This is a genomic window from Neoroseomonas lacus (assembly GCF_014644535.1).
GTDB lineage: Bacteria > Pseudomonadota > Alphaproteobacteria > Acetobacterales > Acetobacteraceae > Neoroseomonas > Neoroseomonas lacus.
In genome coordinates this window covers 151,141-163,689 of the sequence record NZ_BMKW01000009.1, presented here as the reverse complement: position 1 = coordinate 163,689, position 12,549 = coordinate 151,141, and the positions used below count along the sequence as shown (strand labels likewise).

Sequence of the window (12,549 nt, the reverse complement as noted above, 5' to 3'; positions counted from 1 at the left end):
TCGGCGCGGGCCGGGCGCCGTCCCTCACGGCGCGACCAGCCAAACCCAGAACGGCAGCGTGACGATCGCCGCGATATGCTCCGTGGTGGTGATCGCCGCCATCAACGGCGCGTCCCCGCCCATCGCGCGCGCCATCACGTAGGACGTCGCGGCCGTCGGCAGCGCCATGAAGATGACCGCCACCGCCATCGCCAGCGGCGGCACGCCGAGCGCCATGCACAGTGCCCAGGTCACCGCCGGCATCACGGTCAGCTTGAGCACGCCGGTGACGGCTTGCGTACCGACCCGGTCGGTGAAGCTGTCGAGCGACAGCGCCGCCCCGACGCAGAGCAGCCCCAGCGCCACCGAGGCACGCCCAAGCGCCTGCACCGTCGGGGCGAGGCCAGGTGGCAGCCCGCCCAGCGCCGCGATGGCGAAGCCAGCCGCCACCGCCAACAGCAGGGGGTTCAGCGCGAGCTGGCGGATCACCGTGGCGGGCCGTGGCGGGCCGCGCTTGCCGTCGAAGGCGAAGGCGAGCGTCGTCACCGTCTGCACGAAGGGCACGATGATGCCGGTGGAGACGGCGCCGAACCCGGTGCCCTCGGCGCCGAACAGCGCGCCGACGATGGCGAAGCCCATCAGGTTGTTGAAGCGAATGCCGCCCTGCAGCACCGAGGTCATGGCCGCATGCCCGTGCCCCAGCGCGCGCGCCAGCAGCACCGAAATGACGGTGCCGAGCCCGAGCGCCGCCCAGATCGCCACCGCGATCCGCCCCAGCGGCAGGCTGCCCAGGTCGAGCGGCGACAGCGCCGCGACGATCAGCGAGGGCAGCAGCACCCAATAGATCAGCCGTTCCATGCCCGCCCAGACGGTGTCGTCGCGCAGCAGCCGGCGCTTCAGCAGCGCACCGAGGCCAAGCAACGCAAAGGCTGGAATGAAGGCGTCGAGCCAGGCGTTCATGCGCGGGCCGGCACGGTCACGCGCGCGGCCCGGGTGCTGCCCAGGGCGTCGGTGCCGGCGCGGTCGCCACGGCGGCCAGGCAGGCCGACTCCGTCACGCCCTCGGCCCCGCCCAGGGCGCGCGCCGCGGCAAGGCCAACCACCAGCGCCGACCCTTCGGCATAGAGAATGACGTCGAGCCGGCATGTGGGCGCCTCATACAACCAGACCTCGGCGGCACCCTCGGGGCGACGGATCGCCGGTTCGCCCAACATGCGCCGCAGCTGGTCGGCCGTCACGCCCATCAGGGCGGCCGCGGTGGCCGGCGCGGCGCGGCCGGGCTGCCTCGTCGCGCCAGGCGCCCAGGCGGGCTGCAGCGCGGCCGGGCGGAGGGGCGTCGCGGCAAGGGCCGGCGGACGGGCGCCGCCAGCCAGCGCCACGCTGGCCTGGGTGGAGGCCAGGGCGTGCTGGAGCAGGGCGGTGGTTTCCTCGTTGTCGGGGGCGCAGCCCGGCAGCAGCAGGGCACAGGCGGTGGCAAGGGCGGGCAGGCAGAGGGGCCTTGCCCTTCGGCACCACCCCACCAAAGGCCTAAGGGCCTTTGGAAACCTCCTGTTGGTGCCCGGCGGGGAGGTCATCCAGGGCCGTGAACTGTCCCACGGGGCGCGCATGCGGGTCTCAATGCTGGCAACCCTGCATAACGGCCGATCAGCCCAGCAAGGCGGGGGCGCAAGCCCCCGATCAGGCGTCAGCCGGCTCGGTGCTGCGCGGCGCCGGGGCCATGCGCACGGTCGGTGCCGGCGGCGTGGCTTCGGTGATCATCTCCATCTTGCCGGAGAGCTGGCCACCATCCTCGACCGACAGGCGGCGCGAGCGGGTGACACCAAGCACACGGCCAGTGGAGCGGATGGTCAGGCTGCCATTGACGGTCAGCGTGCCGTCGAACACGCCGGCGATCTCGGCATCCTCGACATGGACCTCACCCTTGAAGACACCGGAATGGGTGATGACCAGTTCCTGCGCCTGCAGCAGCTGGCTCTCCATGGTGCCTTCGATGATCAGCTTCTCGGCCTCGGTCACCGTGCCCTGCAGGCTGATGCCCTTGCCGACCACGAGGGTGCGGCGGTCGGCCGTCTCGGGCCGGCCGCCGGCGCGCGGCGCGCCCGCGGCCGGCGCGGCCGGGCGGGCCATGCCGGCGCTGGCGGGCGGCGAGTTCGGCTTCGGCGCCATCGGGCCTGTGGCGGGGGTCGGTGCGGTGCTCACGGGCGTCACTCCGGCTGGGCGGAAAGGTGGCATGGCAAGGTCAGGATCACGCGAAGCCGGAATGGTCGTCGGCGCGGGTTCGTTCCCCGTGGCGCCAGTGGCCGGCTCGTCCTTGCGGCGGAACAGCGACATCGCAGACTCCCTCGATTCCCAATACATGGCGACAAGAGACGGGGGCTAGCACGCACCCTTCGGCGCCTACAACGCCGCCAACCGTCTTATCCCCAGGATTCGCGCTATCACGATCCTGCTGGTTCATGCCGCATCACGATCCTCCGGATCCATGCGGCATCACGATCCCCCGGATCGATGGAGCAAGTGTACAGCAGCCGCCGTCCCCAGGACAGGCACCAGCAGGTTGAGAATGGGGACCAGCGCCATCAACGCGAGCAACAAGCCCAGGACCCAACCCGACAGCCGCTGCCGTCGCCAGGCGGCGCGCGCCTCGGGCATCGTCATGCGCAGCAACGCGGTTTGCGTCACCATACCCGCACCCAGCGCATGGGCCGAGACCAGCAGCGCCAGGACGAAGCCAACCAGCGGGATGAAGAACAGCGGCAGCAGCAGGATCTGGATGAGCAGCAGCCGCAGGCCGAAGCGCAGCCCGAAGGCGGCCTGCGCCGCGACCGAGGCGCCGCGGGGCGGCGGCAGGCCAGGGTAGTACCTGCGTTCGACGGCCCTTGCCACCGGCTCGACCAGTTGGGAGGCGATGGCCGCCGCCACCGGCAGGAACAGCCACCAGGCCAGCAGCAGCCCGACCGCCCCGCCGGCCGCCTGGGCGAGCCAGGACAGCCAGGCGGCATCGCCCGCGGCTGCCCAGGCAGCGGCCTCGACCGCGCCCCAGATCAGCAGGCCGAGCGCCAGCGCGGCGCCAAGCACGCCGATCAACAAGGGCCGACGAAAGGCCGGATCGCCGATCTGGCCGAGGGCGAGGAACAGGGCGACGGGCATGGGTGAGGGCGCGGCCTCCAAACGGGTATGGCTGCGGCGTCTAGAACAGATCCCGGTCAGGTGGAATCGCCTGACCGGGTGACGATGCTCACGAAAACAACAGCCCGGAGCGAATTCCGCGAGCCGCAGCAATCCGACGCCGCCCCGGCGCGTGTTTCGCGCGAACGGCACCCGCCCGCGGCGTTTTGGCGTGAGCGGAACTGGCGCGAGCGACCCGGCCGGGTTGCGCAAGGCCCGGCCGATGACACCGCCGGGGGCGGCTCCCTTGCCCCGACGCCCCGGCCGGTCCACCTGAATGCCATGAGCCTTGCGACCACCATGCCCGGAATCCTGCCGCCCGACGCCGAGCGCGACCTCCGCGCGGCACGTCTCGCCCTGGAAAACCCGTCCCTCGCGGCGCGGCTCGCCAATGCCGCTGGCATGCCGGTGGAGGCCTTGCGCGCGCGGCTCCCCGCCATGGTGCAGGGCGGACTCGACAGCGCGGTACGCACCGCCTTGTCGGTGGCGATCGCGGCGGCGCTGCGCTCGGGCCCGGCGGTGACACCGCTGCCCATGCCGTCGAGTTGGTTCCATCGCGGCCTGGTGGCGGCCTCAGGCGCGGTGGGCGGGGCCTTCGGCCTGCCCGGGACCGTGGTGGAATTGCCGGTCTCCACCGCCATCCTACTGCGCCAGGTCGCCGCGGTGGCCGCGGAGGAGGGCGAGGACCTGGCCGCCCCCGGCGCGGCGGCGGAATGCCTGAAGGTCTTCGCCCTGGGCGGCACCACGCCGACGGATGACGCGGCGGAAAGCGGCTATTTCGCCGTCCGCCTCGCCCTGGCCGAGGCATTGAAGGGCGCGGTGATGCCGCGCTTCATCGCCAGCGTCGCGGCGCGGTTCAGCGGCACGGTAGGGCTGAAGCTGTCGGCCCAGGCGGCGCCGATCCTGGGCGCGGCGGCTGGCGTCGCGGTGAACCTGGCATTCCTGGCGCATTTCCGCGCGGTCGCGCGCGGGCATTTCGTGCTGCGGCGGCTGGAACGGATCTATGGCCCGGCCATGGTGCGCGCGGCCTGGGACGCGATCGCCGAAACGCGCGACGAACCCTTCCTGCCGCGGCGGTAACGCTGCCTGGCGCGCGTCAGGCGGCGGTTTCGCCACCCGGCCGCGGCGTTTCGATCACGAACAACCGGTGCTGAGCGGTATCGACGCGGCGGCGCATTTCGTCGCGCCAGACGCGTTCGGCCGTCTCCAGGTCGTGGTAGGGGCCGTGGCATTCCTCGGTACCGGGTTCGAGGTCCTGCCAGGATGTATCGGCAAAGACGCCGCCCCAGACGAAAAACAGCTTCCGTTCGGCCATCACCAGTCCCCCGCGTGAGAGGCTGGCTTATGCCCCAACATGATGCAGTGCAGCAAGCGGACCGGTCAGCAGAAGGCGTGGCTGGCCTTCACCGCCCGCATCACCGCCTCGGGGTCTTCCGCCCACCATCGATTGGACAGGATCTCAACCTCAACGCCGCCCTGCCACCCGGCCGTCTCAGCCATGGCACGGATGGCGGGAATGTCGATGACGCCTTCGCCGGGCATGCCACGGTCGAACACCAGGTCGGTGGTCGGCACCTTCCAGTCGCAGACATGGAAGCCGGCGATGCGGCCCTTCGCGCGCTGCATCTGCCGCGCGAGGTCCGGGTCCCACCAGACGTGATAGACGTCGAGCGCGATGCCGGTCCCCGCGCCAAGTTCCTCGCACAGATCGAGCGCCTGGCCGAGGGTGGAGAGCACCGAACGGTCGGCGCAGGTCATCGGGTGCAGCGGTTCGAGCGCGAGCGTCACACCGGCGGCTCGGGCATCGGGCAGGATGGCGTGCAGGCCCTCGCGCATCATCTCCCGCGCACCGGGCAGGTCCTTGGACGCCTTCGGCAGACCGCCGCCGAGCACAACGAGGCAGTCGGCGCCGATGGCGTGCGCCTCGGCGATGGCGCGGCGGTTGTCCTCGATGGCAGCGGCGCGGCCGGCGGCGTCCGCGGCGGGGAACATCCCACCACGGCACAGGCCGGTGACCTTGAGGCCGGCATCGCGGATCTGCTTCGCGGCGGCATCAAGGCCCACGGCCTGGACCACGTCGCGCCAGGGGGAGATCGCGCGAATGCCGTGGCGGGCGCAGGCCTCGATGACCTGCGGGAGTGTCCAGGTCTTCACCGTGATGGTGTTGAGGCTGATCGGGCCGGCGGCGGTCATGCGGCGTACTCCGTCGGGTAGGGGCGGCGCGCGCATGGAGAGGGGCTCTGCCCCTCTCCAAACCTCACCCCGCCAAATGACAGTGTCATTTGGAAAGCCATCTTTTGGTGCGGGGCACAGCGGACGTGCTGCACCGTCTCAAGGCCCTTCGTGCGCAAGGCTGAATGTCGGCGGCTATCCCGCCCCCAATGCCCCGTACCGGATCGACGTGCCCAGAGGCCCATGGGCGAGGGCTCCCATTGGCATTGCTACACAACGTCAATGGATACCCGTGGCGGGGTGAGGCTCGCAGAGGCGCAGAGCCCCTCTCCGTCGCCCACGCCATCACGCCACCCCATGCACGGCGAGCAACGCCTTCATCCGCGCCACCGCCATCTCCGGGTCCCGCAGCAGCCCAGCCTTGTCGGCCAGCCGGAACAGCTCCGAGAAATGCTGGATCGACCGCGTCGATTGCTGCCCGCCGACCATCACGAAATGGTCCTGGTGCCCGTTCAGCCAGGCCATGAACACCACGCCGGTTTTGTAGAAGCGCGTCGGCGCCTTGAAGATGTGGCGGCTCAGCGGGACGGTCGGCGCCAGGATGTCATGGAAGGTGGACAGGTCGTTGTGCGACAACGCGGCGAGCGCGCCGCCCACCGCCGGGGCGATCGGATCGAAGATGCCGAGCAGCGCGTCGGAATGCCCATGCTCGTCGCCAGCGATCAGTTCCGCGTAGTTGAAGTCGTCCCCAGTGTACATGCGCACGCCGCGCGGCAGGCGACGGCGCATAGAGATCTCCTTCTGGTCGTCCAGCAGCGAGACCTTCACGCCATCGACCTTGTCGGCATGGGCAGTGATGACGGCGAGCGCGGTGTCCATCGCCGCCATGTGGTCGTGATTGCCCCAATAGCCTTCCAGCGCCGGGTCGAACATCTCACCCAGCCAGTGAATGATCACCGGCTGCTTCACCTGCGACAGGATGCGGGCATAGACGCGCTCGTAATCGGCGGGGGATTTCGCGGCCTTGGCGAGCGCGCGTGAGGCCATGAGGATGATGCGCCCGCCCATCGCCTCGACCGCTTCGCATTGTTCCTCATAGGCGCGGATGACGTCGTCGATGGTGACGTCCGGGCCGGGGGCGAGGTGGTCGGTGCCCGCGCCCGAGGCCATCACCGCGCCGGGGTGGTCCTGCATCGCGTCGAGCGAGCGGCGGATGAGTTCCTGCGCGCCGACCCAGTCGAGTCCCATGCCGCGCTGCGCCGTGTCCATCGCCTCCGCCACGCCGAGCCCGAGCGACCAGAGATGCTTGCGGAAGGCGATGGTACGGTCCCAATCGACCTTAGCGTCGAGCCAGGGGTCCTGTTCGGCGAGCGGGTCGGCGACGACATGCGCGGCGGCGAGGGCGATGCGCGGGAAGGGCGGCCTCGCGCGCGGAAACTCGCGCGGCGCGCTGGTGGAGAAGGCTTCGATGGCGCCGCCGTTCGGCAGATTGATCATCGGCATCCGACTGTCCTTTCCGCGCGCCATGGAACCCGGCGCCAAGTCGCAAAAAAAGGGATGGGGGTGCGGGGGAAGGTTCCCCTTCCCCTGCCCTTCAACCGTCGAGCTTCGGCAGATCGATCCAGCGCCGCTCGGCCCAGGACTTCAACCCGGCCTCGGCAAGCTGCACGCCGCGCGCCCCGGCCATCAGGTCCCACGGATAATCCGCGCGTTCGCCGGCGACGTGCCTGAGGAATTCCTCCCACTGCACGCGGAAGCCGTTGGGGAAATCCGTCGTGGTCGGCACTTCCTGCCAGCCGGCGAAGAAGTCGATGGTCTGCGGCTGGTCGGGGTTCCAGACCGGCTTGGGCGTGGCAACGCGCGACTGCGTCCAGCACTTCTGCAAACCGCAAATGGCCGAGCCATGCGTGCCGTCGACCTGGAAGGTCACCAGGTCGTCGCGACGCACGCGTGTCACCCAGGATGAATTGATGTGCGCGATGGTGCCGCCTTCGAGCTGGAATGTGGCGTAGGCGGCATCGTCGGCATCGGCCTTGTAGGGCTTGCCGTCCTCCCCGATGCGCTCGGGAATGTGCACGGCGCCGAGGCAGGATACCGCCTCGACATTGCCGAACAGGTTGTCCAGCACATAGCGCCAGTGGCAGAGCATATCGAGGATGATGCCGCCGCCCTCGGCCTTCTTGTAGTTCCAGGACGGGCGTTGCGCCGGCTGCAGGTCGCCTTCGAACACCCAATAGCCGAACTCCCCCTTCACCGAGCAGATGCGGCCGAGGAAGCCGGACTCGATCACCATCTTCAGCTTGCGCAAGCCGGGCAGGAACAGCTTGTCCTGCACCACGCCGTTCTTGATGCCGGCGGCCTTGGCGAGCTTCGCGACGTCCAGCGCATCGGCCAGATTGTCGGCTGTTGGCTTCTCGCAATAGATGTGCTTGCCGGCCGCGATGGCTTTCCGCAGCAACCCCGCGCGCATCTGCGTGGTGGCGGCGTCGAAGAAGATCTCGTCCTTCGGGTCGGCCAGGCAGGCATCGAGGTCAGTACTGACGCGGCTGATATCGTGCGCCTTGGCCAGCGCCTCCAGCTTCGCCTTGTTGCGTCCGACGATCACCGGGTCCGGCATGATCATATCGCCATTGGCGAGCTTCACGCCGCCATCGGCGCGGATCGCGGCGATGGAGCGGATCAAATGCTGGTTCATCCCCATCCGGCCGGTGACGCCGTTCATGATGAGGCCGATGCGGCGTTCCGCCATGTATCGTGATCCCTACGAAAGCCAGCGATGAAGATTGGCCGCGACGAAGGCGTCATCCGTCAGGTGCGGATAGCGTTCGGCGACGGCGGTCAGCAGCTCCGCCTGTCCGGGCGAAAGCGATTCATGCTCGTCGAGGCACCAGATACCTTCCAGGAGCCCCTGGCGGCGCAGGATCTCATGGCAGCCGGCAATGACGCCGTGGAAGTCGTGCGCGACATCGAAGACGGCGGCGTTCATCTCGGTGACGGCGGCATCGAGGGCCAGCAGCTCAGCCGGGATGGCGCCGGTGACCGAAGCGCAGCGCTTCTGCAATTCCGCCGCCGCACGGTTCCAGACGGACCAATGGCCGAGCAGGCCGCCGACGATGCGTAGCGTGGTCGGGCGCCCCTGATGCACCAGCGTGAAGGGCGTCAGCAGGTCGGCGACGATGTGGTCGTCATTGCCGGTATAGAGGGCGATGCGATCCTGCGCGCCGGCCTCCAGCACGCCGCGCAGCACGTCGAGCGTGGCGTAGCGATTAAAGGGCGCCATCTTGATGGCGACGACGTTCTCGATGGCCGCGAAGCGCTTCCAGAAGGAGGCGGGCAGCTTCACGCCGCCGACCGCGGGCTGGAGGTAGAAGCCAAACAGCGGCATCTCGGCCGCGACGGCCTGGCAATGGGCGATGATCTCGTCCTCGGACGCACCTTTCCAGGCGGCCAGCGAGAGCAGCACGGCGTGGTAGCCAAGGCCGCGGGCGAGTTGCGCCTCGGCCACCGCCTGCGCCGTCCGGCCGATGGCACCGGCAACGAGGATGGAGCTGTCCGCGCGTTCGGCGGCGACCTCGGCCGAGAGGCGCAGCACCGTTTCGTACATCCCGCGCTCGCGGATCGCGAATTGCGTGGTGTGGACGCCGACGGCAAGGCCGCCCGAACCGGCATCGAGATAGTATCGCGAGAGCGCCTTCTGCCGGCGCGGGTCGAGTTCGCGCGCCGCATTCAGGGCCAGCGGATGCGCCGGGATCGCGCAACCCGCGGCCAGGCGTCCGGCGATGCCCGCAGGCCAGTGCTGTCGTGTCAGACCCACCCTTTGCTTCCCCCCGCATCGCGGTAACCGTCCGGTTACTTAATCGAGGCCCGCGCGAGGGTCAAGCGATGCCGGTTCGGACTTGGGATAGGCCGGGACGTCCTGTACAGCCGTCAAACCATGCCCGATGCCAGCCAGCTCACCCTCTACGCCGCCGCGGCCTTCCTGCTCGCCGTAACACCTGGCCCGGGCATCTTCTACGTCGCGGCACGCACGCTGGCCGGCGGCCGCGGCGAAGGCGTGGCATCCGGCTTCGGCACCGGGCTGGGTGGCATGGTCCATGTGCTGGCGGGCAGCCTCGGCGTGTCCGCCATCGTGCTGACCAGCGCGGAACTCTTCGCCGCGCTGAAGCTCGTCGGTGCGGCCTATCTGATGTGGCTCGGCCTGCGCAAGATCCAGGCGGCGCGCCGGGACGCCTCCGCCGCCTTCGCAGGCGGGTCGGCCGCGCCGCAGGTCGGGTCGCGACGCGCCTTCCGCGAGGGCATCCTGGTCGAGGCGTCTAATCCCAAGACCGCGGCCTTCTTCCTCGCCTTCATTCCGTAATTCGTGGACCCCGCCCAGGGCGCCATCGCGGTGCAGTTCGTGGTGCTGGGCTTCGTCTCGGTCGTGCTGAACACCGTGGCGGATGTCGTGGTCGCCATCCTCGCCAGTCGCCTGTGGGATGGCGCGGCGGCCCGCCCCACCCTGATCCGCCGCCTGCGGGAGGCCTCGGGCGCCGCGATGGTCGCGCTCGGCATCGGCCTCGCTTTGGCCGAGCGCCCCGCGAACTGACGGACCCGGACGCAAAAGACCCGCCGCGGCGCAGCAGATGCACCGGGCGGGCCCAGGAAGCGTCTCGGAGGGGCAAGGCCCCTCGCGGTACTAGAGCGACTTCCGTTCGCCCTGGCTCACGGAACCCTCTCCAATCCTTTGTCTTCGCGAGCATCTTCACCCGATCAGATGATTCCATCCGATCGGGATCTGCTCTAACGGCGCAGGTTCAGCCGGCCGATCAGCGTTTCGTAGCGCTTCTGGCTCTTGCGCTTCAGGTAGTCGAGCAGGCCACGGCGCTGGCCGACCAGCACGAGCAGGCCACGGCGCGAATGGAAATCCTTCGCGTGGGTCTTGAGGTGCTCGGTCAGGTTGACGATGCGCTCGGACATGATCGCGACCTGGACTTCCGGGCTGCCCGTGTCATTGGGGCCGGTCGCGTATTCCTTGATGACCGCCTGGCGGCGTTCGGCAGTGATCGACATCGGGGTATCCTTCGGGTTGGCCGGGCGCGCGCGCCATCGGCTTCATGATTGGCCGGCCCATGTCCGTACGTGCCTTGCGGCGCGACAGTCATCGGTCAGCCGGGGAACCACCCTGGCCCAGCCACCGCTCCGGCTTCAGCAAGCCTTCCTCGAAGCGGGCGAGACCCATCAGGCGCTCCCCCGCCATCGCCCTGGCCAGCCCACCATCGGGGTTGGCTTCGCGCGGAACCCGGCCCATCAGCTCGACCAGCGGTATCGGCTGGCCAAAGGACAGGCGGGCAATCTCTGCTTCAGTGAGGGCCAGAGCCGGGATGTCGGCCAGCGCGGTCGTCACCGGAAGCAGAAGATCCGGGGAAGGGGGCGGGGTATCGCCGGAAACGGCGATCCTGTCCAGCGGAACCGCATCCTTCTCGTGGAAAGGCCCCACGCGCATCCGCCGCAGGGCCGCGATGTGCCCCACTGCGCCGCAGGCCTTCGCGATGTCGCGCGCCAGCGAGCGCATGTACACGCCCTTGCCGGATTCCACGAAGAAGATGGCGGTATCGGCGTCCGGCCGCTCGATCAGCTCGAAGCGATCGACGCGGGCCGGCCGCGGCGCGAGCTCCACCGCCTCCCCTGCGCGGGCCAAGTCATAGGCACGTTCGCCCGAGACCTTGATGGCCGAGAAGATCGGCGGCACCTGCATGATGTCGCCGATGAAGGCGGGCAACGCGGCCCGAAGTTGTTCGTCGGTCGGCCGCACATCGGTGGTCTCGATGACCTTGCCGTCGGCATCGTCGGAATCGCGCGCCTCGCCCAGGCGCAGCGTGAAGCGGTACTGCTTCGTGCCGTCCATCACATAGGGCACGGTCTTGGTGGCCGCGCCAAAGGCGATCGGCAGCACGCCGGTCGCCAGCGGGTCGAGCGTGCCGCCATGGCCGCATTTCTGCGCCTGGAAGGCACGCTTGCAGATGGTGACGACATCGGTCGAACCGATCGCGGTCGGCTTGTCGATGATCAGCCAGCCGTCGAGCGGGCGGCCTTTCGGCTTGCGGTGGCGTTGGCGGTTCTGGGCCATGAAATGATCCGTAGCGGGTCAATGCCGGCGGCGAGAGGCTCGCCCCGGTTGGTCAGCGCAGGAGGCTGCCGGTGGAAGAGGATGTGGAGGAGGATAAGGAATACCCCCTTTGGGGCCGTATCCTGATCGCCGCAACGGTCCTTGGCCTGGGCGGCTTCGCCGGCGGGCTGATCGGGGAGAGCTGGCTGGGCGCGCTGTGGGGCACCATCCTCGCCGCGCCCGTCGCGCTGCTGGGCTTCGCAGCCCCCGCCGCGCTGGGGTGGATCATGGTCGTGCTCCAGGTGTTCAGCTGCGCCTCCTGATCAGGCGGCGGGTACGGGTCGCGGCCGGCCGTCGTCGTCCAGGGCGACGAAGGTGAAGGTCGCCTCGGTCACCCGCGCGGCGTCCTCAGTGGTCCGATCGCGGCGCCAGGCCTCGACATGCACGCGGATGGAGGTACGGCCGGTACCGAGCAGGCGGCCATAAAGGCTGACCTCATCGCCGACATGTACGGGCAGGTGAAAGGTCATCGCCTCCACCGCCACGGTGGCGACACGCCCGCGCGCCGAGCGGAAGGCGACCGAGGCACCCGCCTGGTCCATATGCGCCATCAGCCAACCGCCGAAGATATCCCCGGCGGGGTTGGCATCGGCCGGCATGGCGATGACACGGATCTGCGGCGCTTCATCCGGCGGGACGGCGCTCACTCCTCGCCGTCCTTCTTGGGCGCGAGGTCGCGCGCGACTTCCGGCCGGTGCATCACCTCATTGATGTGCATGGCGTACTCCAGCGCGGTGTCGGGCTGGAAATGCAGGTCGGGCGCGTATTTCAACCGGACCGCCTTGGCGACCTCCCGGCGCAGGAACGGCGAGACGCGCCGCAGCGCGGCCATCTGCTCCTTGCTCAAATCCTTGCCCAGCGCCGAGACGAAGGCGGTGACATGCTTGAGGTCTGGCGAGGCGCGGACTTCCGTCACCGTCACGCGCAACTCGTGCAGGTCGGGGTCGCGGAATTCCTCCCGCGCGAAAACAGCGGCGAGCGTGTGGCGGATTTCCTCCGCGACACGCAGCTGGCGCTGGGAGGGGCCTTCCGCCGGGCCGCGATGCTTTGGCTTGTTCATCAGAAACCTACCCAGCTTCGGCGCAC

17 protein-coding genes are annotated in these 12,549 nt (G+C 69.5%); 4 read left to right on the top strand and 13 right to left on the bottom strand.

Annotation, left to right across the window (positions count from 1 at the left end; genetic code table 11):
- Window positions 1–24 precede the first annotated feature (24 nt).
- The 4 genes from IEY36_RS18580 to IEY36_RS18565 all read right to left on the bottom strand — a co-directional run bounded on the left by IEY36_RS18580 (window position 25) and on the right by IEY36_RS18565 (window position 3,128).
- Window positions 25–939 (bottom strand): AEC family transporter, encoded by a 915-nt coding sequence (locus IEY36_RS18580; RefSeq protein ID WP_188969460.1) that lies wholly within the window; start codon window positions 937–939, stop codon window positions 25–27.
- A gap of 16 nt (window positions 940–955) precedes the next feature.
- Window positions 956–1,498, bottom strand: coding sequence for a hypothetical protein (locus tag IEY36_RS18575; RefSeq protein ID WP_188969458.1), 543 nt, complete (start codon window positions 1,496–1,498; stop codon window positions 956–958).
- 157 nt (window positions 1,499–1,655) lie between these two features.
- Complete coding sequence (locus IEY36_RS18570; RefSeq protein ID WP_188969769.1) at window positions 1,656–2,144, bottom strand: bactofilin family protein; 489 nt, start codon at window positions 2,142–2,144, stop codon at window positions 1,656–1,658.
- 324 nt (window positions 2,145–2,468) lie between these two features.
- Window positions 2,469–3,128 (bottom strand): EI24 domain-containing protein, encoded by a 660-nt coding sequence (locus IEY36_RS18565; RefSeq protein ID WP_188969456.1) that lies wholly within the window; start codon window positions 3,126–3,128, stop codon window positions 2,469–2,471.
- A gap of 300 nt (window positions 3,129–3,428) precedes the next feature.
- Between IEY36_RS18565 and IEY36_RS18560 the strand changes: the two genes are divergently transcribed.
- Complete coding sequence (locus IEY36_RS18560) at window positions 3,429–4,226, top strand: EcsC family protein (RefSeq protein WP_188969454.1); 798 nt, start codon at window positions 3,429–3,431, stop codon at window positions 4,224–4,226.
- Window positions 4,227–4,242: 16 nt separating this feature from the next.
- Here IEY36_RS18560 and IEY36_RS18555 read toward each other — a convergent pair whose 3' ends face one another.
- From IEY36_RS18555 to IEY36_RS18535, 5 genes are all read right to left on the bottom strand, one after another.
- Window positions 4,243–4,461 carry a DUF4170 domain-containing protein gene (locus IEY36_RS18555; RefSeq protein WP_188969452.1) on the bottom strand — a complete coding sequence of 73 codons (219 nt, stop codon included), beginning with the start codon at window positions 4,459–4,461 and terminating at the stop codon, window positions 4,243–4,245.
- A 65-nt stretch (window positions 4,462–4,526) separates the two neighbouring features.
- On the bottom strand, window positions 4,527–5,339 hold the full coding sequence (locus tag IEY36_RS18550) for a sugar phosphate isomerase/epimerase family protein (protein ID WP_188969450.1): 813 nt from the start codon (window positions 5,337–5,339) through the stop codon (window positions 4,527–4,529).
- 324 nt (window positions 5,340–5,663) lie between these two features.
- A complete protein-coding gene (locus tag IEY36_RS18545) occupies window positions 5,664–6,821 on the bottom strand; it encodes a dihydrodipicolinate synthase family protein (RefSeq protein ID WP_188969448.1) in 1,158 nt (385 codons plus the stop codon).
- 91 nt (window positions 6,822–6,912) lie between these two features.
- Window positions 6,913–8,067, bottom strand: coding sequence for a Gfo/Idh/MocA family protein (locus IEY36_RS18540; RefSeq protein ID WP_188969446.1), 1,155 nt, complete (start codon window positions 8,065–8,067; stop codon window positions 6,913–6,915).
- Between the two features lie 12 nt (window positions 8,068–8,079).
- Complete coding sequence (locus IEY36_RS18535; protein WP_229681417.1) at window positions 8,080–9,132, bottom strand: dihydrodipicolinate synthase family protein; 1,053 nt, start codon at window positions 9,130–9,132, stop codon at window positions 8,080–8,082.
- 120 nt (window positions 9,133–9,252) lie between these two features.
- On the opposite strand from IEY36_RS18535, the gene IEY36_RS30710 reads away from it, so the two are divergent.
- Both IEY36_RS30710 and IEY36_RS30705 read left to right on the top strand, forming a co-directional pair.
- The gene (locus IEY36_RS30710) at window positions 9,253–9,675 is read left to right on the top strand and encodes a LysE family translocator (protein WP_229681416.1); all 423 of its coding nucleotides are present in this window, start codon (window positions 9,253–9,255) and stop codon (window positions 9,673–9,675) included.
- Between the two features lie 3 nt (window positions 9,676–9,678).
- A complete protein-coding gene (locus IEY36_RS30705) occupies window positions 9,679–9,903 on the top strand; it encodes a hypothetical protein (RefSeq protein WP_229681415.1) in 225 nt (74 codons plus the stop codon).
- Between the two features lie 194 nt (window positions 9,904–10,097).
- Here the strand turns inward: IEY36_RS30705 and rpsO are convergent, their stop codons facing one another.
- Together rpsO and truB are read right to left on the bottom strand one after the other, a co-directional pair.
- A complete protein-coding gene (gene rpsO / locus IEY36_RS18525) occupies window positions 10,098–10,367 on the bottom strand; it encodes a 30S ribosomal protein S15 (protein WP_188969444.1) in 270 nt (89 codons plus the stop codon).
- Between the two features lie 88 nt (window positions 10,368–10,455).
- Window positions 10,456–11,424, bottom strand: a complete 969-nt coding sequence (gene truB / locus IEY36_RS18520; RefSeq protein ID WP_188969436.1) for a tRNA pseudouridine(55) synthase TruB — start codon at window positions 11,422–11,424, stop codon at window positions 10,456–10,458.
- 71 nt (window positions 11,425–11,495) lie between these two features.
- On the opposite strand from truB, the gene IEY36_RS18515 reads away from it, so the two are divergent.
- Window positions 11,496–11,726 carry a hypothetical protein gene (locus tag IEY36_RS18515; RefSeq protein ID WP_188969434.1) on the top strand — a complete coding sequence of 77 codons (231 nt, stop codon included), beginning with the start codon at window positions 11,496–11,498 and terminating at the stop codon, window positions 11,724–11,726.
- On the opposite strand, the gene IEY36_RS18510 is transcribed toward IEY36_RS18515, so the two are convergent.
- Entirely contained in the window at window positions 11,727–12,062 is a 336-nt protein-coding gene (locus IEY36_RS18510) for an acyl-CoA thioesterase (RefSeq protein ID WP_188969765.1), read from the bottom strand.
- A gap of 44 nt (window positions 12,063–12,106) precedes the next feature.
- On the bottom strand, window positions 12,107–12,523 hold the full coding sequence (rbfA, locus tag IEY36_RS18505) for a 30S ribosome-binding factor RbfA (RefSeq protein ID WP_188969432.1): 417 nt from the start codon (window positions 12,521–12,523) through the stop codon (window positions 12,107–12,109).
- Window positions 12,524–12,549: the final 26 nt, after the last annotated feature.